Source organism: Nostoc sp. (genome assembly GCF_036916985.1).
In the GTDB taxonomy this organism is placed as follows: Bacteria; Cyanobacteriota; Cyanobacteriia; order Cyanobacteriales; family Nostocaceae; genus Nostoc.
This window is the reverse complement of the sequence record NZ_JBALFD010000066.1, coordinates 34,994-55,899: the sequence shown is the minus strand read 5'-3', so window position 1 is coordinate 55,899 and position 20,906 is coordinate 34,994. Positions and strand designations below refer to the sequence as shown.

The 20,906-nt window shown below is 42.5% G+C and carries 19 protein-coding genes; 10 read left to right on the top strand and 9 right to left on the bottom strand.

The features are described from left to right. Positions 1-215 precede the first annotated feature (215 nt). Positions 216-404, top strand: coding sequence for a hypothetical protein (locus V7L07_RS22145; protein WP_335061039.1), 189 nt, complete (start codon positions 216-218; stop codon positions 402-404). Here the strand turns inward: V7L07_RS22145 and V7L07_RS22140 are convergent. From V7L07_RS22140 to V7L07_RS22115, 6 genes are all read right to left on the bottom strand, one after another. Further along, positions 388-3,579: a HEAT repeat domain-containing protein gene (locus V7L07_RS22140; RefSeq protein WP_335061038.1), complete on the bottom strand. Its 3,192-nt coding sequence runs from the start codon at positions 3,577-3,579 to the stop codon at positions 388-390. The two genes, V7L07_RS22145 and V7L07_RS22140, sit on opposite strands and share 17 nt — an antisense overlap. A gap of 69 nt (positions 3,580-3,648) precedes the next feature. Beyond that, a complete protein-coding gene (locus V7L07_RS22135) occupies positions 3,649-4,107 on the bottom strand; it encodes a hypothetical protein (protein WP_335061037.1) in 459 nt (152 codons plus the stop codon). 84 nt (positions 4,108-4,191) lie between these two features. Next, entirely contained in the window at positions 4,192-5,223 is a 1,032-nt protein-coding gene (locus V7L07_RS22130; RefSeq protein ID WP_335061036.1) for a 1-acyl-sn-glycerol-3-phosphate acyltransferase, read from the bottom strand. A gap of 297 nt (positions 5,224-5,520) precedes the next feature. Then, a complete protein-coding gene (locus tag V7L07_RS22125; RefSeq protein WP_335061035.1) occupies positions 5,521-6,345 on the bottom strand; it encodes an SIMPL domain-containing protein in 825 nt (274 codons plus the stop codon). A gap of 514 nt (positions 6,346-6,859) precedes the next feature. Further along, positions 6,860-7,237: a hypothetical protein gene (locus V7L07_RS22120; RefSeq protein ID WP_335061034.1), complete on the bottom strand. Its 378-nt coding sequence runs from the start codon at positions 7,235-7,237 to the stop codon at positions 6,860-6,862. Positions 7,238-7,743: 506 nt separating this feature from the next. After that, entirely contained in the window at positions 7,744-8,832 is a 1,089-nt protein-coding gene (locus tag V7L07_RS22115; RefSeq protein WP_335061033.1) for an NAD(P)/FAD-dependent oxidoreductase, read from the bottom strand. A 144-nt stretch (positions 8,833-8,976) separates the two neighbouring features. Between V7L07_RS22115 and V7L07_RS22110 the strand changes: the two genes are divergently transcribed. From V7L07_RS22110 to V7L07_RS22090, 5 genes are all read left to right on the top strand, one after another. Next, a complete protein-coding gene (locus V7L07_RS22110) occupies positions 8,977-9,819 on the top strand; it encodes a hypothetical protein (protein ID WP_335061032.1) in 843 nt (280 codons plus the stop codon). After that, on the top strand, positions 9,801-11,225 hold the full coding sequence (locus V7L07_RS22105) for an O-antigen ligase family protein (RefSeq protein WP_335061031.1): 1,425 nt from the start codon (positions 9,801-9,803) through the stop codon (positions 11,223-11,225). Before V7L07_RS22110 ends, V7L07_RS22105 begins: the two co-directional genes overlap by 19 nt. A gap of 288 nt (positions 11,226-11,513) precedes the next feature. Then, positions 11,514-12,032, top strand: coding sequence for a hypothetical protein (locus V7L07_RS22100; protein WP_335061030.1), 519 nt, complete (start codon positions 11,514-11,516; stop codon positions 12,030-12,032). 74 nt (positions 12,033-12,106) lie between these two features. Then, entirely contained in the window at positions 12,107-12,238 is a 132-nt protein-coding gene (locus tag V7L07_RS22095) for a hypothetical protein (RefSeq protein ID WP_335061029.1), read from the top strand. A 273-nt stretch (positions 12,239-12,511) separates the two neighbouring features. After that, a complete protein-coding gene (locus V7L07_RS22090) occupies positions 12,512-13,033 on the top strand; it encodes a Ycf51 family protein (protein ID WP_335061028.1) in 522 nt (173 codons plus the stop codon). A 200-nt stretch (positions 13,034-13,233) separates the two neighbouring features. Here V7L07_RS22090 and V7L07_RS22085 read toward each other — a convergent pair whose 3' ends face one another. After that, positions 13,234-13,374 carry a hypothetical protein gene (locus V7L07_RS22085; protein ID WP_335061027.1) on the bottom strand — a complete coding sequence of 47 codons (141 nt, stop codon included), beginning with the start codon at positions 13,372-13,374 and terminating at the stop codon, positions 13,234-13,236. A 346-nt stretch (positions 13,375-13,720) separates the two neighbouring features. Here V7L07_RS22085 and V7L07_RS22080 point away from each other — a divergent pair, with 346 nt between their 5' ends. Both V7L07_RS22080 and V7L07_RS22075 read left to right on the top strand, forming a co-directional pair. Continuing rightward, on the top strand, positions 13,721-14,914 hold the full coding sequence (locus V7L07_RS22080; RefSeq protein WP_335061026.1) for an iron-containing alcohol dehydrogenase family protein: 1,194 nt from the start codon (positions 13,721-13,723) through the stop codon (positions 14,912-14,914). Further along, positions 14,911-16,122, top strand: a complete 1,212-nt coding sequence (locus V7L07_RS22075; protein ID WP_334780288.1) for an aspartate aminotransferase — start codon at positions 14,911-14,913, stop codon at positions 16,120-16,122. Before V7L07_RS22080 ends, V7L07_RS22075 begins: the two co-directional genes overlap by 4 nt. A gap of 73 nt (positions 16,123-16,195) precedes the next feature. Here V7L07_RS22075 and V7L07_RS22070 read toward each other — a convergent pair whose 3' ends face one another. Both V7L07_RS22070 and V7L07_RS22065 read right to left on the bottom strand, forming a co-directional pair. Further along, positions 16,196-17,128: a hypothetical protein gene (locus V7L07_RS22070; protein WP_335061025.1), complete on the bottom strand. Its 933-nt coding sequence runs from the start codon at positions 17,126-17,128 to the stop codon at positions 16,196-16,198. 61 nt (positions 17,129-17,189) lie between these two features. Further along, positions 17,190-18,707: a galactose oxidase-like domain-containing protein gene (locus tag V7L07_RS22065; RefSeq protein ID WP_335061024.1), complete on the bottom strand. Its 1,518-nt coding sequence runs from the start codon at positions 18,705-18,707 to the stop codon at positions 17,190-17,192. 648 nt (positions 18,708-19,355) lie between these two features. Here V7L07_RS22065 and V7L07_RS22060 point away from each other — a divergent pair. Both V7L07_RS22060 and V7L07_RS22055 read left to right on the top strand, forming a co-directional pair. Next, positions 19,356-19,748 (top strand): carboxymuconolactone decarboxylase family protein, encoded by a 393-nt coding sequence (locus V7L07_RS22060; RefSeq protein ID WP_094350326.1) that lies wholly within the window; start codon positions 19,356-19,358, stop codon positions 19,746-19,748. A gap of 55 nt (positions 19,749-19,803) precedes the next feature. Beyond that, positions 19,804-20,625 (top strand): alpha/beta fold hydrolase, encoded by an 822-nt coding sequence (locus V7L07_RS22055; protein ID WP_335061023.1) that lies wholly within the window; start codon positions 19,804-19,806, stop codon positions 20,623-20,625. Positions 20,626-20,906: the final 281 nt, after the last annotated feature.

Sequence of the window (20,906 nt, the reverse complement as noted above, 5' to 3'; positions counted from 1 at the left end):
GAGAATGGCTATATTTTGCTGTTGATTGATAAGTTTTGTTTAAGCGTTGTGAACGAAGACATAAGTTTTGTCACAAAAACACAAGCATTCTGAACGAAACAAGTTGTGTTGTGGACGAACGGACAAGTTTTCTGTAACAACGGACAAGCATTCTGGACGAAACAACTTGTGTTGTGGACGAACGGACAAGTTTTCTGAACCAAACAAGTTGTGTTGTGAACAAACGGACAAGCATTCTGAACCAAACAAGTTGTGTTGTGAACGATCGCACAAGCTGTGGTAACGAAAACAACTTTATTCTTAACGTCCGCTTCTGTTTTGGTAGCAAATTGACAAGGTGTTGCGATCGCGGGAACTTTATTTCTAACGTCGCTGCTGCAAAAGTACTTAAATTATTCTTGTGAAGAGGATTTTCTTTAAGGTTCGCATCGCACGAGTAGCAACATTATGCTGATGCCAAGCTTGATAGAATTCGTGGTAAGGCATATCCTGGGCGCATTTCCAGGCTAAATCGTAGTATTCATCATTCAATCGCCAATAACCACTTAAAGCTTTGATTACCAAAAAGCGATGGTTATTATTCTGTAAAATTTCCCCTAAGCTATTTGCTGTCTGCCAACGGGTGTCGTCATCCAGATTCGTTGATTGCAGCAGTTGCACCAAGGCGGCGATCGCAATTTCATTGCCTGGGTCGATTTCCCCTAAGCTATTTGCTGCCTGCCAACGGGTGTCGTCATCCAGATTAGTTGATTGCAGCAGTTGCACCAAGACGGCGATCGCAATTTTATTGCCAGTGCCAATTTCCCCTAAGCTATATGCTGCCTGCCCACGGGTGTTGTCATCCAGATTAGTTGATTGCAGCAGTTGCACCAAGCCGGCGATCGCAATTTTATTGCCTGGGTTGATTTTCCCTAAGCTCTCTGCTGCCTGCAAAAGGGTGTCGTCATCCAGATTAGTTGATTGCAGCAGTTGCACCAAGGCGGAGATCGCAAATTCATTGCCAGTGCCGATTTTCTTTAAGCTGTTTGCTAGTGACTCCCAAATAGAGAAGATCGCAAATGCATTGCCTGTGTCAATTTTCGCTAAGTTATTTGCTCCCCGACAACGGGTGAAGCCATTTACATCTTTTGATTGCAGCAGTTGCACCAAGGCGGAGATCGCAAATTCATTGCCTGGGTCGATTTTCCCTAAGCTATTTGCTACCCGCCTACGGGTGAAGTCATCTACATCTTTTGATTGCAGCAGTTGCACCAAGGCGGCGATCACAAATTTATTGCCTGTACCGATTTTCCCTAAGCTATCTGCTGCCCGCCAACGGGTGAAGTCATCTACATCTTTTGATTGCAGCAGTTGCACCAAGGCGGCGATCGCAATTTCATTGCCTGGGTCGATTTCCCCTAAGCTATCTGCCACCTGCCAACGGGTAGAGTCATCCACAGTAGTTGATTGCAGCAGTTGCACCAAGGCGGCGATCGCAATTTCATTGCCAGTGCCGATTTTCCCTAAGCTAGATGCTGCCCGTCTACGGGTGTCGTCATCCACAGTAGTTGATTGGAGCAGTTGTACCAAGGCTGCGATCGCAATTTCATTGCCAGTGCCGATTTCCTCTAAGCTAGATACTGCCTGCCTACGGATGGAGTCATTTACAGTAGTTGATTGGAGCAGTTGCACCAAGGCTGCGATCGCATTTTCATTGCCTGGGTCGATTTCCTCTAAGCTAGATACTGCCTGCCTACGGGTGGAGTCATTTACAGTAGTTGATTGCAGCAGTTGCACCAAGGCTGCGATCGCATTTTCATTGCCTGGGTCGATTTCCCCTAAACTTGATGCTGCCTGCCTACGGGTGGAGTCATCCATAGTTGTTGATTGGAGCAGTTCCACTAAGGCTGCAATCGCATTTTCATTGCTTGGGTCGATTTTCCCTAAGATATCTGCTGCCTGCCAACGGGTGTAGTCAGACACAGTTGTTGATTGCAGCAGTTGCACCAAGGCGGCGATCGCATTTGTGCGGTCTGTTTGTTGCAGTGCTGATTTAGCTTCCTCTCTGATTGAACTCTCACTATTATTAATTGCCCACTTGACAATTTGCGCTACTATTTCATTGGCTCTATAAGAATCTTTAAACTCTACAATTCCTGCTGCGGCTAAAAAATAGGCGCGATATTCATAAAATCCTTTATCTATATCTTTTCTATTCCAATTGCCACATCCATCTTTAAAACTAACTAAGGCATTAATAAACTGTTGTTTTTGCCATTTGAGGTTTTCTTCTTCTCGTCCTAACCAAAGCAATATTGTTTGTTTCCATTGGGGTTCAAAAATGCGATAAGTTCCTTGCCTGGGATTATTGGGAACGTGATTAAGAAAGAAATGCCAATTATCAATTGCTTTAGCAGCAAAGTATTCTTGAAATGAGGCATGAAAGAAAGCGTAAACAGGTTTTCTCTGTTCATCTATCCCTATACAGTTCAGCCAGCCGCGATTTAGTGCCAATTTCAACAGCGAATTTTCATCCTCAGCATCTCCCAAGAAGCGATTAACAAAATCCTGCCGCAAGCGAAAACGGGTTGCTTCTTTGTCTATTGCTGCTTTAGCTAATTCTCCTAACTTTATATTGAGTTGCTGACGCTGGTGAGAGTTTGTAGAAAATTCATCTTTTTTCCACTTGTAGAAGTCATCAACAAATTGCTGATAGAGTCCCGCTTGAGTATCCGGTAATTTGCCATCTCCTGATCGCCAATTCAAACACAGCAGCGTCAACCGCAGAGGATTTTTCACTAAATCCTGAATGCGTTCTTTACCCGGTTCTTTCAAGGCAGTGCATAACTGCTCTCCTTTTTCTGGATTAGCAGCGAACCAATTGTCAATAAATCTTTCTACCTGTTGTGGATAAGAAAAATCTAAACTGCGATAGGTATCAAAATCATCAAGTGCATTAATGCTGCCATCCCACAGATTAACTCGACAAGTCAGCACAATCCGCGCTTGAGAAATTAACCCTGCTTCACGAAATTGCCGTGCAATCTCTGTTAGAGGATTAGATGCGGACATTTCGTCTAACCCATCTAACAACAGCCACACATTCTTTTGATTAAACAGAGCAACAAAATCATCTTTCAGTTGCTTAGTGGATTCAGCTTTACCTATTTTCTCAGCTACCTGAGTCAACCAAGTTTCAAACAGATAAGATTTTAGTTCCTGACCTCGCAAATCTGCTAAAGATACCCAAATGACAATCGACTGGTTAATCTCACGAGATACCCAATCAGCAATCTGCTGTAATAGTGTTGTCTTTCCTGCGCCTGGTTCGCCAATAATCGCAATTCGCTTACCTTTACTTTTAGGCGTGTTCTTCTGTTTGAGAACTTCTTCGAGAAAAGCATCATGCTCAAATGTTTTGGTGATTTCTATCTCCTTGTACAGTTCTGAACCTTGTTCTGGAGAAACATCACCCTGACGTTTAGATTGTTTTTTACGCTCAACTAATCCCAGTGGTACATAAACATCATCAACTTGCAGGGCAACTCCTTCAGTTGATGTCAGAGGATTTGTAGTCAGCTTTCGCCGTTCTGCCAGCATTTCACGGCAGACTTCACGCCAGTTATCGGGAGTTAACTTTGTCCCATCCTCCCCTTGAGACGACTTTAGTCAGAAGTTATTAGTGATTGGCCCAGTATTATTGATTTGTTGGGCAACCATTGCTGTTTTTTCTATCCTAAGATTCTCTGCCAACTTCGCAAAGTTGTTGACAACTGAGGGCTGTGACTTGATTTCATCTGCTAATTTTTGAATTTCCTTAGCAGTCTCAGATTGGTCGTTGTTGACTGCTGCTTCCACTTCCACAACTGCTTGAGCAATTTCTGGGTCTTGTTCTGCTGCTGCTTTTAGTTCCAGCACTGCTTGACCATAATCTAAACGCTGCGGTTCATTTCCCTCTACAGCATTGGTCAGTAATGGCGATTTATTCTTTTGGCGGAGTAATTTTATTAACTTACCACCTAGCGCCCATGTAGCATCACCAATGTTTTCGCCAATTTTCTCTAGAGGCTTAGTCAAAAGTATAGTGGCGATCGCACTCACAACAGCCGTCAGTGTCACAGGTTCCATAAATGCACTACAAACTTACAGCAGTTTTCATTAATTGAACCACATCGGAAACCTTTTATACTCAACATATTTCAGCTTGTAGTATTAAGATTTACCCAAAAACTGATTCATTTGAAGTTGCAGTTTTTCTCGTAATTGTTGTGCCTGTTGATAGGCTACTGCACGCCCTTTGTTTGAGTGGTTATCTAATCCTGCTGATTCTGAAGGCTGAATAAAGTAATGCAAACGAGTTCTCATTGCCCAAATTCCCATTGAGGGAAACAGGAGTAAGACCAGCATCAAAGGCGAGAAAGGCAAGAATGGTAATTTAACTAGTCGTTGCAATTTGGTGAAATTAACAGCCCAAGGATGCAGAAATTCACTGCCGATGCAAACTACTGGCAGAATGGGAATATGATAGCGATCGCTCAACTGAATAAAGCTGACATCAAACTTTTGTAGTTGATAGCGTCTTCTCCAACCTTTTGCAAGTCCGCGTATACCTTCGGGCGCATATAAAAGAATTTTACCTTCAGCCATTGCCGCCTCAAAATCATCTAATTCGGCTCGCACACCACCTAAAACCTGTGACCATTTAGGTGGTAGCCACCAAATCACCCAAGGATGCTCAAATAATGCTGTACTTGCTATGGGTTGTAATACCCATCCTTTGGCTTCACTTAATAAATAACCCAAGGTCAAAAAGTCCCAGGGAAAACACATTCCGGCGTGATTCATTGCTACAATCAATGGCCCTGTTAGCGGCAAGTTTTCAACTTGTTGTAATTCTCCCCGAAAATAGTATTTAACGATGGGGGCGAGAATTTCGGAGCGAAAAGCTTCTTGATATTTGGGATCGAATTCACCAACTTCTTTTCGGGGTGAACGAAAACCCAGACGCAACCAACGACTTAAAATCGCCAGATAAAATCCGCCAGGAATTAAAAATAATCCATATTCTAGCCAATTCCAACCATCTGGATCGGTGTGATAGTGCTGCCAATGGCGGTTGAATAAAATTAACCAGCCTGGAGGATACCAAAGACAAAACCAATCAAACCAGCTAAATATATAGCCTTTACCTGGTGCATTTTCCAGTTGACTGTTTAAGAGACTTTCGGAGTGTTGATTAATCAAAATAGTTTAATATGATTCAGTAAAAATATTTTGGTTTTTCAGTAATTATTATGCCAAATTCTTGAAGAAGAATTCAGAATTCAGAATGGGCTAAACGCCCCGCTACCGCTAACAGGAGTCAGAATAAAGACGCTAAAAGCGTAGCTTACTTACCTGTAAGGGTACGAATACTCGCTATCGCGGAGTCGCTAATGCTGCGCTATCTGCCACTCGTACAGAATTCAGAATGAATTCTGACTCCTGAATTCTGTTTCGATAAATTAAAGTGCAATGCATCTACACACTGAATATATATGCTTATTTGGTTGTATATGTCACAAAAATATCCTTTTTCATCTCTACTTCTGCTGGGGCATCTGGATTATAAGCTGGTGATAATAAAAAACTAGCAAATGATGGCAAAGTAACTCCAGTTTTAGAGCTACATGAGGGATAAAATAATGTGTAAAATGGCTCGGCTACAGAAGGAGTTCCAAGCTTAACTTCCATAGCTGTTGCTAAAGCCTGAGCGCGGCTTTGAGCGTCTTTCATCGCTGATTGATAAACTGAACTCTGCAAAGCCTGACAGTCATTGACTGCGTACTCTACACCTACACTCTTAATAGATATATTTTCAAGTTTGCTCGTGGATTTGTTTGCTGTAGCAACAATTTCCTGGATGCGATCGCGTGTTGGTTTTTCCAGTTTAACCAATATCTTGGCGTTGTTTTGACTAGAATTCGTGTTAATTTGCACTTGAATTTTATCAGCACTAATCCCTTTGGCAATTAGGCTATCTACCACAGGCTGGAGAGTTGCTTTAGTTAGAGATTTTTTGTTTGGTAAAGGTTCTGCTGGTGTTTTTTCATTTAAGAGTAAAGTCAGTGAAGATAGTCGGCGAGTTTCTGGAAAGGCTGATGGTTGCGTTTGTAACTCATCATTGCTACCTCCGCTACTGAGTACCAGTTCAATATCCGCTGTATCTGCTGGCACTCTCACTGCCCCTTGACCGATTACCATTAATGAATGGCGATCGCTGGCTGGTGGGTAAAATAATTGGGCATTGGTGACTTTGGGTGTTAATGCTCCCACCCCAACAGTCACGGTCATACTTACCAGCATTAAAGCAGTTATTTTTTTCATGTCCTGGGAATTTCCTTTGAACTTACTAATTGTCAAAGTTTACACCTCAAGAGCAATATACTGAATCCTTTATCAAAAATAATTGACTAAAAAAGGTACTGAGGACTAGGAAATAATTATTTTAATCTTCATCCCTAATCCTACGTATATACAACTTACGGATTGATAAAGACATCCAACTGTAGAATACCTCTCGTTACAAGACAGAGCCTTGTAATGCTCTTATCAGAGGCTCTGCCTCCCGTCAAACAAGTAGGCAGAGCCTACTAGATCGCATTCCCAGGCTATGCCTGGGAACGAGGCAGGGTAAGACTTTTAGTTTAACAAGCTGACTTTTCACATCAATGTGTAAAGTGCGTAAGTCCTAGTATAGTGTCGGTTACGCTTTCACAAAAAATATTGAGCTAATCCCACGTCTTTTTCACTGACTTTAGTCATGGGATTAGCTCAATATTCAAAAATTAACTGCGGACATGATTATATTTCAGTAGAGAGCCAAATCTTGTTAAAACTATTAACCAAACCAGTGAGAAGGTTCACAAGCTGGTTCAACTGTTTCACAAAGATGATTGCCAATCCAATCTGACTTTTCTTGAACGATTAAACAAATGCCTTGGTGAATCAAATTCTGTAAATGTAGTTGCTGCTCTAAGGGTTTACGAGGCAATTTGTAATAAGCCAAGCTTCCTTGTTCAGCCTCAGCTAACGGAATCTGTCTGTCAGACATCACGCTGTAAAAAGAAGGAATTCGGTTGAGGACGAAAGTAATTAGCTCTTGGCGTAACTCAGGAATCGTAAAGGCTTGTTGATATGGATGAAATGGATATGTATCCAAAACGCTTTCAATCTCTTCTACTACTGATTTTTGTGTTAAATTGACTACTGTTTTCATGATTTTTAAACTCCTTTTTGAATCAAGTCAATGCTTGGTGGAGAAAATAACTTTTTTAGATGGCAACGTCGTTATGACAATCAGTTAGAAGTAATTCAACTGATAGATGGAATAGACCCTGAAACTAGCCTTTTATCTTGGTAAAATGTCAGACATTTGACTTTGCTTATTTTAGGTAGTTTTATATTTTTTTACAATATAACTTTATTAAAACAGCATCCATAAGCTGGCAAGCTACCGACGTTTTATATTTATAATCCTAATTATTTCAAATTTCTGCCTTTTTGGCAGAAATCTACATAAAACGCAGCATCAATGCTAAGGGATCAAGGTTAACGGCAATAAAAAACCTGAATGAGAAACAAGTTTTTCATGAAATTAAGCTTTTTTGGTAATTTACATCACTTTTTAGGTTTGCGGCAAAGTTTGCTGTTTTATCTAAAAAACTTACTGGTTGCACTTTGATTTAGTAAGTCAGAAAAATCGCGACTTGCTATAGTGCAAAATCAGTCTAGCGATAGATTAAAAGATCGGGCAAAAATGTTTAAAAAATTCACATTGTCTAAAGGTAGATGACGCAACTGATTATTAGTTTCATTAGCCGCAGCTAATCCAGAAAGCATCGCACCTTCTACAAGATTGCCGCCACACCAATCACCACAGCAAACTAAAGGTAAAGGAGTTCCAGCAGACAAAAAAGCTTCGTGCCAAGGATGGCTAGGAAAGGCATAACGCCAACGATGTACCTGCATCCATTCGGGAGTATTCAGCCAAGGAAGAGATAGAGATTCAGCTGCTCGTTGCAACATCATCTTTCCAGCAGGTTGTAAATTTTCTGATTCTAAATAACGTTGGGCAAAATCAGCACTACTTTGCAATACAAAATGTGGTTGTTGAGGGTTAGGACGCTTGCTACTGTCCAAACCAATCCATGCTAAATCAGCATCATCTACAAAAGTTAAAGCTCTCCACTGGGGGAGGGGTTGGGATGTAGAAGGATATCCAGCGATCGCACTAATTGAAGGATAAAATTCTACAGAACGCAAGTTATCAAGAAAAACTGCATCAAATACATTTTCACCCAAAGGTTCCAATAGCATCACAGCTTGGGGTGCAGGAATGGCAAGGACTATAGCTTTGGCAGTTAATTCTTCGTTACTAGATTCCAGAGTCAGACACCAACTATTTTCGGGAGTTGGAGTAATAGCAATGACACGCTGATTCAGTAATATTTCTAAACCGGGAGCGAGTGATTTAGCGATCGCACTCATTCCCCCAGGCGCAACATAACGCGGACTGAGGTTTTTAGGTTCAGATATAGAAGCGCCTGCTGTGAGTTCGTAAACTTCCTCTGTCCAGATTTCGAGGATATGGCGCGATCGCAAGATTTCCACAAAACGTCCCAACAATTCACCCTTTGGCTTCAGGTAACAAGCCCCATGATCCGCCCAAGTTCCATGCAGGCGGCGTGTAGCTAGTCTTCCTCCCAAACCACGCGATTTTTCCACCACTACCACCGAATATCCAGCTTGACTTAATTGCTGGGCGCAGACTAAACCGGCGATTCCGGCACCAATTACTGCAATATCAGTCATGAGTCAATAGTCCCTAGTCATTGGTTATTAGTTATTGGTCATTAGTTATTCGTTATCATCAAAGGACAAAATTATTACTAATGACTGCTGAAAGCTAATAGTAGAATAAGGTACAGAAAGCTGCACGGAAGGGAGGATGGGAAATTGGATGAAATGAGGGCGGCGCTAGAGTTAGCGACCGAAGAAGAATTGCAAGACTTAACGGCAATTCTATTTAGTCGTAAGTTCAATCCCCTAGACTATGTACACACACCCGAACCCATCGAAGTTCAAAGCCAAGACCGCAAAGCTTGGTTAGATTCACTAGAGGGCCGCTTCCGGTTTTTGGCGGCAGATGGGGTGACGGTATTACGGGGACGCACAGGCCAGGTAACTTACCGACAAGCGTTAGTTCAAGTATGTAAGTATCTAAAAATTCCCTATTCTAATCAGCTGGCAACTATTGATTTAGAAGCAGAAGTATTTTTACATCTACTAGGACAGGTGTGGAAAAAATTACCTGAACAGGAAAAACAGAAATTGACTCTTCGGGTGCAGCGTCACCTGATCACATCAGAACTAAAAGAACCGCTACCACTTTTATTGCAGCCTGACCCCTTGGGGTTGCTTTTCAAAGGCGGTAGTGCGATCGCCGTTACTGCTGTTCTCCAGCCATTTGTACTTAAGCAAATTGCCCGTCAATTTGCCATCCACTTTGCTACTTATGAAGTAGCCAAACAAGCGGCAATTACAGGCTCAGAAGCAGCTGCAACGCAATTCCAAAGCTATGTAGCAATGCAAATGGCGCAACGGGGTATGACAGTGAGTGCAGCTCGTTATGGGGCAGCCCGCACGATGTTTGCTGTAATTGGGCCAATCATGTGGACTTGGTTTTTTGCGGATTTAGGATGGAGAGCGATCGCTACTAACTATGGTCGAATCATCCCTACTATCTTTGCCTTAGCTCAAATTCGCCTCACTCGCGAGGAATGTTGGGAGCCAGCTTGAACAAGGTTTTTGACTATTTCAAATCTCGTTGGCAATCTTCTTGGAACTACTCTCTATGGGCACTGTTAATCTTCCCATTGAGTCCTTTAGTAGGGGCTGTGACTGTAGGTTTTGTTTCATTAATCACTTGGCTGAAACAATCCCGCAAAATTAATCGCCGCCCCATCAACTGGGGATTTGCCCTTTTGAGTGTGTTGCTGATTGTAAGTGCTGGCTTTGCCCAAGAAAAAACAGCAGCTTTCCTCGGCTTATTTAATTTCTTACCATTCTTTTTACTTTTCGCTGCCCATAGCGCTCTAATTCAAACATTTGCCCAATTGCGGCAAATGGCTTGGGCTTTGGTAATCGGTTCCATGCCAGTAGTAATTATCGGCTTCGGACAGTTATTTTTAGGCTGGAGTTTTAAGTTCGAGATTTTGTGGGTTGTGTTGAGTTGGACAGTCAGACCAGGAGGAAACCCCCCAGGTCGTATCGCCTCATTTTTCCTGCACGCTAACACCTTCGCAGCTTATCTAACAATAGTTTTCATCCTTGGTCTAGGGTTGTGGCTTGAACAATGGGCAGAGGGGCAGAGGAGCGGAGGGGCAGAGGGGCAGAGGGGCAGAGGGGAAAGACTTACTGCAACTTTTCCTCTGCTTTCCCAGTCCCCAATCCCTAATCCCCAGTCCCCAGTCCCCAACCCCCAATCCCCAGTCCCCTTTCTCTTCCTCACAGTAGCGGTAATTGCGGATTTCATTGCTTTGATTTTCACCAACTCGCGTAACGGATGGGCGATCGCTATTTTTGCCTGTTTAGCTTATGCACTCTACCAAGGTTGGCGTATTCTTGTCGGTGGCGTTGCTGCGATCGTTTCTAGTGTGCTTTTGGCAGCTTTTGCTCCCTCACCAGTCGCTCACATTTTTCGCTGGGTAGTGCCTGCATTCTTTTGGGCTAGGTTAAATGACGATATGTATCCAGATAGACCAGTCGCTTTGATGCGAAAAACTCAGTGGGAGTTTGCCTGGTCTTTAGCTCAACAACATCCTTTGACTGGCTGGGGATTACGCAGTTTTAGTACACTTTACAACGCAAAGATGCAGATTCCCTTGGGTCATCCCCATAACTTGTTTTTGATGTTATCTGCTGAAACTGGTTTTCTCAATGCTTTGTTATTTTGTGGCTTACTAGCTTGGATTTTGATTACAGGTGTCCAATTACTGCAAAAATCAAAATATCTAAATACAGGGGACAGATTGATATTTTTCAGTTATCTTCTGGCTTTTAGTGGGTGGATTTTATTAAATACAGTAGATGTCACCCTCTTCGATTTTCGTTTGAATGCGCTTTCATGGTTAATTGTGGCTGCCATTTGTGGAGTAATAGATCGCTATAGTCAAAAAGACAGGCTGGGATCTCATCAAAATTAGCTATGAGTTTTTTCAGTGTATGCACTGGGGACATCTAGCGTTTTAAGTTACTAATATTGCTATATTCACGTCTGTGACTGTGAGTGTGACTAATACCTAATTAGTCACTGTTGCTGATTGTTGGGAAGGTGTAGGGACAACCCTTTGGGGTTTTCCTGCATGACGGGCATCTCTTGTAGATGCCCTTTTGTATATTTATTATTTTTCTTTGGTTAAACATAATTTAAAAAATATTTAATTTTACAGTATCTCTGAAAAATTTTTATCTTTCATCAAGGAATGTAAAACATGGTTACTGAAGTTAAACTAGGTCTTTGTAACCCGCCAGAACCTATCTATTTATATGTGAAGAAAGGAGAATTAAGTGGAGAGTCATATCTTTGGTATAACTATGATATCAATAATAAAATGACTATTCCTGTACAACAGAAAGGACTAACTGGTTATATATCCGAACTTAAATTAACGACAAAAGAATTTAAAGATAAGGACAATATTAAATTAGATATCGTTGTTAGAGCGGATGAAATTTATGTTGTTAGGACTGGAATAGAAACGAACTTTGCCAAAAGTTTTTTGTTAGCTGTATCGCTAGTCCAAGACTTTTCCAAGCCCCTGATTATCGCTGCAACTGCTGGAGAAGAGAATGTGGTTTTTTGTAATCTCTACGACGCGGCGACTAAAACCCGGATTGACTCAAAATGGAACAGAGATGCTGATTGGTTGGCAATCATTGATAGTATTCAAACTAGGTTGCAGATATCTCAAAATTCCCATATTGTTTCTGGTGAACCAATACTTTTCTAGAAAAGCCTTGGCGAATGGAATTCGCGGCTACACAGGCAAAGTCCGCCTCCGCGGACTAAGATAAAATCAAATACATGTCTCGTTCCCAGTCTCCGACTGGGAATGCCGTCCTCAAAGCTCCGCTTCCCTTGCTGGCGGTAGAGCCGCCAAGAGAATCATTTCCAGCCGGAGGCTGGAAACGAGGTTTTAAAGGAGTTTCAGCTTAAGTTGCCACCAATGAGCAATGGTGTGCCCTTATGACAGATGTGGTTCCAATACATGAAAACTGCTGTAAGCAATTTCTTTCCTAGCTTTATTCACTACAACCGAACAAAATTGCATTACTTTCTAACGGAGTGATGATGTGTTTTTTAGCTATGGTTATAAGCTTTGGCTACGTTTTTCTTGGAGAACTATGCAATCTCACAAATAATCGGTGTAAGCTCTCGGTAAAATGGGTGTGTCGGTAACGCAGAAAAGACACCTCACTAACCAATCTTATGCTCACAACAGCTAACTTTCTTCAATACACCCAATGGATGGGTATAGCTACCCTAGTATTTGCTGCCTTAACATTTTTGGCTTTTGTTCTCAAATGGGGCATTCGCTTTCGGCTGGTGGGTGCGACTGGTTTTATGGTGGTGCTGACTAGTGGTTTATTTGCACTCTCAATAGTGCCCTTGAGTCGGACTGTGATTCCAGGGTCAGTACGTTACACTCTAGTTTATGACAATGGGTCAACGCAAGCGGTGATTGCCACATCACCCAAAATTACACCCACAGAATTAGAAGCAACTTTACGTCAAGCAGCTAGTAATCTCTTTTCTTATGGTCGTTCTGGTACACGAGAAGACGAAAATTTGACAGTTCGCGCCCGTACCATTATCCACCCAGAAAAAGGGATTTCTGTACCAGTTTACTTGGGAGAGGTCAAGCGATCGCTCGTTTCTCATCAAAATTCCCCAGTAACAGTCAAAATTTACACAGAAAATTTCGCCCAATTACCAAAACCGACTGCTTAAGAAGTAGGGGGCAGGGAGCAGGGGAGCAGAGGAGGAGAAATTCTTCCTAATTCCCAGTCCCCAATCCCCAGTCCCCAATGCCCAATCCCCAATGCCCAATTCCCAGAGAAAAAATTAATTTACCTGTTATCAGGATGACAAAATTTATTTTGTATTTACTGATACATTAATGGTTATTTTTAGATTAAGATATTCACACTTTAGTGGTTATACTGTGGTAAAAGGTTAATCAGCGTGCAGGTAATGGGTACTGACAGTTGTGATTTGTTAGTTGTTGTCCTAATTACCACTGTTGCCATTTTCACAAGTCTTTGCGGTAAATCAATCAGTTGTCGCGGCATATAGTCGCACACCCCTAATTATGTATCTGTAGCTCAGGATTCCATCAAATAGCATGACCACTTACACATTATCAATTCTCAATTGCTTTTCTTGAGAATCTGACAATGGTAATGTTAATTAGTTATACAGTTATTCAAAACTTTGATAGTTCGGAATTTCAGGTTAATGGACATTTATAGATTCAAGCAACGTCGTCAAACTACTCAATCAGTCGTCGGCAATGGGCTTTGTCTATTTCATTACTTGGCTCAAATGTAGATGAGTCAGTGTAAGGTTGGCAACAAGTATCCCTGATTACCAGTCTATTTAATTAAGAAATATCAAGGTTTTGGCAAACTAGATTATATGTCCAATAAAATCTCTACTCAACCTTCTTTGTCTACTCAAACCTCTAGTTCATTATTGACGCTGACAGTTTCCCCTGCAAAAGTAATCCGTGGTTCTGGGGTGTTGCAAGCAGCCGCAGCAGAGATCGCCTATTTAGGAAGTCGTCCCTTAATTGTGGCAGGTAAGTCTACTCTCGCCATCAGCCAAGAAAATTTACAACCCATTTTAGAAGCGCAACAACTACATACTGTTCAAGCTTCTTATGGTGCAGATTGCTGCGAAGCTAGTCTGAAATCTTTACAGAAAACGGCGAAAGAACATAAAGCTGATGTAATTATCGGTGTTGGTGGCGGCAAAGCCTTAGATACAGCGAAATTAGTCGCGCACCAGTTAAAGTTGCCAGTGGTGACAATTCCGACTTCCGGGGCTACTTGTGCAGCTTGGAGTGCCTTGTCGAATATTTATTCGGAAGATGGGGCATTTCTGTATGATGTTGGGTTATCTCGTTGTCCCGACTTACTGATTCTCGATTATGACTTAATTAAAACTGCACCCCAACATACTTTAATAGCCGGAATTGGTGATGCGATCGCTAAGTGGTATGAAGCCTCAGTTAGCAGTGGACATTTGCAAGACACTTTAATTATTGCCGCAGTGCAACAAGCGCGAGTTTTGCGAGATATCCTCTTGCAAAAGTCAGCCGCCGCCCTAAAAGAACCAGGTAGTGAAGTTTGGCGAGAAGTTGTAGACGCAACTGTTTTACTCGCTGGGGTAGTTGGGGGACTTGGAGGGGCGCAGTGTCGCACAGTTGCCGCCCATGCCGTGCATAACGGTTTAACTCATATTTCAGGGCATGGTAGTATTCATGGCGAAAAAGTTGCTTTTGGGATTTTGGTGCAACTGCGTTTAGAAGAAATGCTCCAAGGGAATCAATTAGCAGCATCAGCACGACAACAGTTGTTAAAGTTCTACACAGAAATTGGACTACCCCAAAAATTAAGTGATTTGGGATTGGGCAATATTACATTAGGCGAGTTGCAAACAGCCGCCGAAATTGCGCTAATTCCTAATTCTGACATCCATCGACTACCGTTTAAAGTCGCGTTGGAACAGTTGATGGCAGCAATGGTTTCTACCACTGCACCTATAGATAGTAGAGATACGACAAATCGAGTTTCGCCCAAGGGAATGAGTGACGAGGTTGAAGAATGAGTTTAAATTGGATTGTCCCAGCAGAACGCATACAAAAACTACCACCTTATGTATTTGCCCGTTTAGATGAACTCAAAGCTAAAGCACGGGAACAAGGGTTAGATTTAATTGATTTGGGTATGGGAAACCCCGATGGTGCAACACCAGCACCAGTTGTAGAAGCGGCGATCGCTGCTTTGAAAGATCCCGCTAATCACGGTTATCCGCCCTTTGAGGGCACAGCTAGTTTCCGCCGTGCCATCACCAACTGGTATCATCGCCGTTATGGTGTGGTTCTCGATCCCGATAGCGAAGCTTTGCCACTGCTGGGTTCTAAAGAAGGATTAACCCATTTAGCACTCGCCTACGTTAACCCTGGTGATTTAGTTCTAGTTCCTTCCCCCGCTTATCCCGCACATTTTCGGGGACCGGCGATCGCAGGCGGCAAAATCCACAGTTTGATTCTCAAACCAGAGAATGACTGGTTAATTGATTTAGCTGCCATTCCTGACGAGGTTGCAAGACAAGCAAAGATACTCTATTTCAACTATCCCAGTAATCCCACTGCTGCCACTGCCCCCCGCGAATTTTTTGAAGAAATCGTCGCCTTTGCCCGTAAATATGAAATTTTGCTGGTGCATGATTTGTGTTATGCCGAGTTAGCTTTTGATGGTTATCAACCCACCAGCTTGTTAGAAATTCCTGGTGCGAAAGATATTGGTGTGGAATTTCACACCTTATCTAAAACCTACAATATGGCTGGTTGGCGCGTCGGGTTTGTGGTGGGTAATCGCCATGTAATTCAAGGTTTGCGGACACTGAAAACTAACTTGGATTACGGTATTTTTGCCGCCTTACAAACAGCAGCCGAAACAGCTTTACAACTGCCAGATGTGTATTTACACGAGGTACAACAACGCTACCGCACCCGCCGTGATTTCCTGATTCATGGGTTAGGGGAGTTGGGTTGGGATATCCCCAAAACCAAGGCGACAATGTATCTTTGGGTAAAATGTCCCGTTGGCGTTGGTTCCACAGATTTTGCTCTGAATGTGTTGCAGCAAACTGGTGTTGTTTTGACTCCAGGTAATGCCTTTGGGGTTGCAGGTGAGGGTTACGTCAGGATCAGTTTGATTGCCGACTGCGATCGCTTGGGTGAAGTTTTACATCGCTTTAAGCAAGCAGGCATCCGCTATCAACCGGAAGCTGTAGCCTCGATTTCACAATAGAGATCGCAATAGAAAGCCCTCGTATTACTTTGAGGGCTTGGCACTTTTTTGCTAGCTACTAACTCAATTCCTTTTAACCACGAGCAAGCGCAATCTGGGTAACATCAAAGTTTTCTAGCCGAGTCATGTTTCCACTCTTTTTATCGATGCTATACACAGCATTAGGTGGCTTATACCTCATAGCTCCAAAGGCGAGGAGTTGCCCTGTTCCAGAGCAAACTAAGTTTTGTAAGCCATTATTCCATGCTTGACCATCAACTTTCAATTGTGCCAGTACAATCGGCTTTTCTTGATTTGAGCCTAGTTGTACCAGACTTGTTTCACCATTCAATCCAAGTAAAGACGTATAGAAATTTCCATCTGGGCACTCAGCTAGATTGCTAACCCGCTCATCGTTCGGGATTGTAATCTGACTAAGAGGACTTATGACTCCTGTTTGAAGATCAATATCTACCAATGTGATCGGTGGTGTACCGTTCTTCTTACCTACTAAACCGATGAGTCGCCCATCATTAGTGCCTAGCAAGCTCCCAAGCTGTTGATTCTCATTAAGTCCTGAGACTCTCAAAGTTTTTACAGACGCACCACCCAAAAATATCAGGCGAGTAGGTGTCGCTTTTCTCCTACTAGTCGTAACAGGAGTAATGGCTACAACAAGTGTGCCATCCCTTAAAGAAGTAAAGCCATTCAATATTTCATTAGATTCTAATAAAGGCTTACCGTTATCTGCAATTACTTGAGTACTTCCTGTAGTTAAGTATCGCAAAACAAGTCCTACACGGTTAATATCTGTGGTTACACTGTTTTGGTGAGCGTTATATGATTCAGTGGCCTTTACTTCTGGAATAGCCGTTGGATCAGTAGGGATAGAGGTAGAACCTATACCGACAATATTTAAACTCGGTGTTTGCGCCAAGACTTTGTTAGTTAGATAACTAAACCCAGAGACTACAGTTCCAGCAAGTACCAACTGCCCAAACTGGCGACGTGAGAGCTTGTAACCCATATTTCCCTTCCTAGAATTAATGACTTTTATTAGGTAGCAGTGTGAATATAAACAGGTAAGGCTAAGATAGTTGCGTCCAGGTTGCTACTGATGGTGTGCCATTATTGTCACTAATAAAAAGCATGTACCAGCCTGGTGGTGCGATGTTTCGATTGTTTGTTAGTGTGACATTGAGAGAAGTGGCATTCCTAAAATTAATGGGTACATCCACTAACCTTTGTTCTGTATCGGAGGAATGGGTAGGTGCCATTGGTTTAATCAGACTAACCCATTGAATATTCGCAGCTTGGGGTGTCTGAATTGTAAATTGCTGCCCGTAGCTCAATGCTTGAGGGGCACTCTGAATAATTGGTCGCGATCGCGACATGTAGGCAGGACTGTAGATTTCTAATCGCAGTTCATCGACAGTCCGTTGAGGGTTCCCTCCAGCTGTGACTACCCTACCATCTGGTAGGAGCAAGGCTACCGAGTGATATACGCGGGGGACATTTTGTTTAGCTACTACTGTCCAGGTATTTGTGACTGGATTGTAGATTTCTGCTGGCAGCATTGATTGTGTTGTGTTCTCATTCATTTGGCTACCATTGCAAACAAACACTGTGCGATCGGGTAATAAAACTGCGCTCAGATGCATCCGAGCATAGTGTAGATTTCTTGACGGGTAGTAAGTTGGGTTAGGCCTATTTAGCAAGGCAATATTCACCCTGTTTATTGCCGCATTAGGACTAGTATTACCCTCAGTACTAGAAGTAGTATTACCCCCACCTATAATCATTACTGATTGGTTTTGTGCTGGTGGTAAAAGCACACTGGCAGCTTGATTACCACAATCTGGGAATTGCAACCCTGGCACCACTTGTTCTGTAATGGATTGTGTAAATGTCCCTGGCAGGGTTAATATCCTTGGTGCCACTGAAGTGCCACCCATTTGAGCACCGGAATAAAAGACGTTTCCATTACTTAGTAGAAATAGCTGCGCGTATTGCGGTAAGGCGCTAGTTCTTGGAAAAGCGTTCCAACCATTTGCAAATGTTGGAGAATAAATTTCTGGTTGTTGGTTGAGGTTGCCATCTATACCAAGGCCAGACACGGCTAATATCCGACCACTGCCTAGTGTTAACAGAGTAGGATACCAGCGGCCATTATTCATTGATGGCATGTTGATCCATTTTTCAGCAATGGGATCAAACATCAGAGCATTGGGTAAACCATAAAATGGATCGTACTGCAGAGTTCCACCCGCAACCATTAACATCCCATTGGGGGTGAAGGAGTGACCGGCGCAAAAAAGGTCAATAGGTTGATTATTACTATTCAATGGAGGCGCTTGATAGATAAAAGTTCCCGCATTTACATCCCATAACACACTCTTGTATGGAGTATTTAAATGACTAGGATCGTTACCTGAGCCACAGAAAAATAATATTTTACCAGTATGAAATAGGGCGGCATGTATGGGTAGGATTGGGGCTTTATACGACAAGACTTGCCATGTGTTTCCTGCGGTGCCAGCCTGAGCTATGAGAGTCCCTGAATCTGTTTCCTCTAGAAGGGTAGTCTGATTATTAGGTTGAGTCATTTTATTTACAATAATTCCTACGTAAATTTGACTTTTGTTCTTTTAGTCATCATCTTGATAGATTTATATCTACTTCTTCTTTAGGCTCATTGAGTGTTAAGATATGATGTTTTTTATAACAAGCTAAAGTAAAATCCGTTGTGTCAATAGTAATTAAGCTTTGAATATAGTGCTTCCCGACCTGCTAAGAGGTTGTTTGAAAAGTCTAATTTATTACTTGCCTCGACGATTGAAAATCGCGGCTACACAGGCAAAATCTGCCTCAGAAGGATACTATTAACAATTCAAAATTCAAAATTCAAAATTAAAGAAATTTCAGACGTTCGCGTAGCGTCTCGTAGAGAAGAGAAGTGCCAAGCCATAAGTTAAGAGCGTTGTAGCAACTGACGCTCCTCCGTCGCTCATAGCGTTGCCATGCCGTTGGCGGAGCCTCTCGTAGAGAAGGCTTTACGCTAGCGCTAACGGGGGATTTAGCGAGAAACGCGGTCTTGGGATGCATCCCAAGTGGAGCGATTTCTCAAGACAAACCCCGACTGAAATGGGTGCTACATGTAGATTGCAGGTTCTTAAATCCTTTAATTTACGATAAAGTGTGATGACTATTTACTGCTGACCCCTGCCTCATAATTGTCTAGAGTGAATTAAAACATGACTAAGCTGATCGAATACGAAGAAGCCAGCGACGAAGTACGTGCAGTGTATGACGACATCCGCGTTACACGTCAGAATGACTACATTAATAACTTCTGGAAAGCGATAGCTAACCATCCACCCACACTACAACGAACGTGGCAAGCCTTAAAGGAAGTGATGGTTAGCCCTGGTGAGATCGATCCACTGATGCGCGAACTGATTTATATTGCTGTGAGTGCAACCAATGGCTGTGAGTACTGCATCGCTTCGCACACAGCAGCAGCACGTGCCAAGGGTATGAATGATACTATGTTCGGGGAACTAATGGCGATCGCAGCTACAGCCAATATGACCAATCGCCTCGCCAATGGCTATCAAATTCCGGTGGATGAGAAATTCAAGACGTAGGAGTTGAGCCTTGTCTATCCCTGTTTAAAAATAAGGTTTAGCAGAATTATTTACTATGCCCAAGGTTCAGATTAACGGGATTGATTTGTTCTACGACATTAAGGGAACGGGTGAGCCTTTGCTATTAATAGCTGGCTTTCTTTGCGATCATGCTTATTGGTCACTGATTATGCCATCGCTGGTTTCGCAGTATCAAGTCATTCGCTTGGATAACCGAGGTATGGGGAGAAGTTCTGCTCCCGAAAGCCCCTATAGTCTGAAGCAGATGGCTGGTGATGTTGCAGCCTTACTCGATCGCATCGGAATTGATCAAGTGCATCTAGCAGGGCATTCAATGGGTAGTCAGATAGCCCAAGAGCTAGTGTTAGCACACCCTGAAAAGGTAAAAAGTCTGATGCTACTTTCATCTTTGGCAAAGGGTGATGCCTTATTCAACAGCATTATCGAGACTTGGGGCGAACTTCCTAGTAATGTAGACCTAAAACTTTATGAAAAAGTCATATTGCCCTGGATATTTACAGATGCTTTCTACTCAATTCCTGACATGATCGAAGGTCTGATTGAATTTGCGATCAGATATCCTTTCCCACCTGCAACTCATTCACTTTATCATCACAGCCAAGCCATTCTCAGCAGTGACACAATAGACCGCCTCCAACAAATTCATTGTCCTACCTTAGTTATGGTTGGTAAACAAGATATTCTCACCCCGCTTAAATTTTCCCAGCAACTTGCTCAAGGTATTCCCCATGCTGAACTTGTAATTATCGAACGTGGTGGTCATGGCTTCTTGATTGAGTCGCCGGATAATGTGGTTTCAGCTATGCTCGATTTTCTAGGGAAGTTGAAGCCAGCGTATAGCAATTTTAGATTTTAGATTTTGGATTTTAGATTACTTCCTAAAACCCTGTTTTGAGAATCTCAAATAATACTAAACCTCATCTATGTTGAAACCTAGAGTTTTTTAAAAGATATATTTATGTGGGTTGGGTGGAGTGAAACGCAACCCAACATTACCACCAAATTTTATCGTAAATTAAGGGGTTTAAGACCCCTACATCTAGATGTAGTACCCATTTCAGTCGGGGTTTGTCTTGAGAAATCGCTCCACTTGGGCAAAGCCCAAGACCGCGTTTCTCGCTAAATCCCCATCTGAAA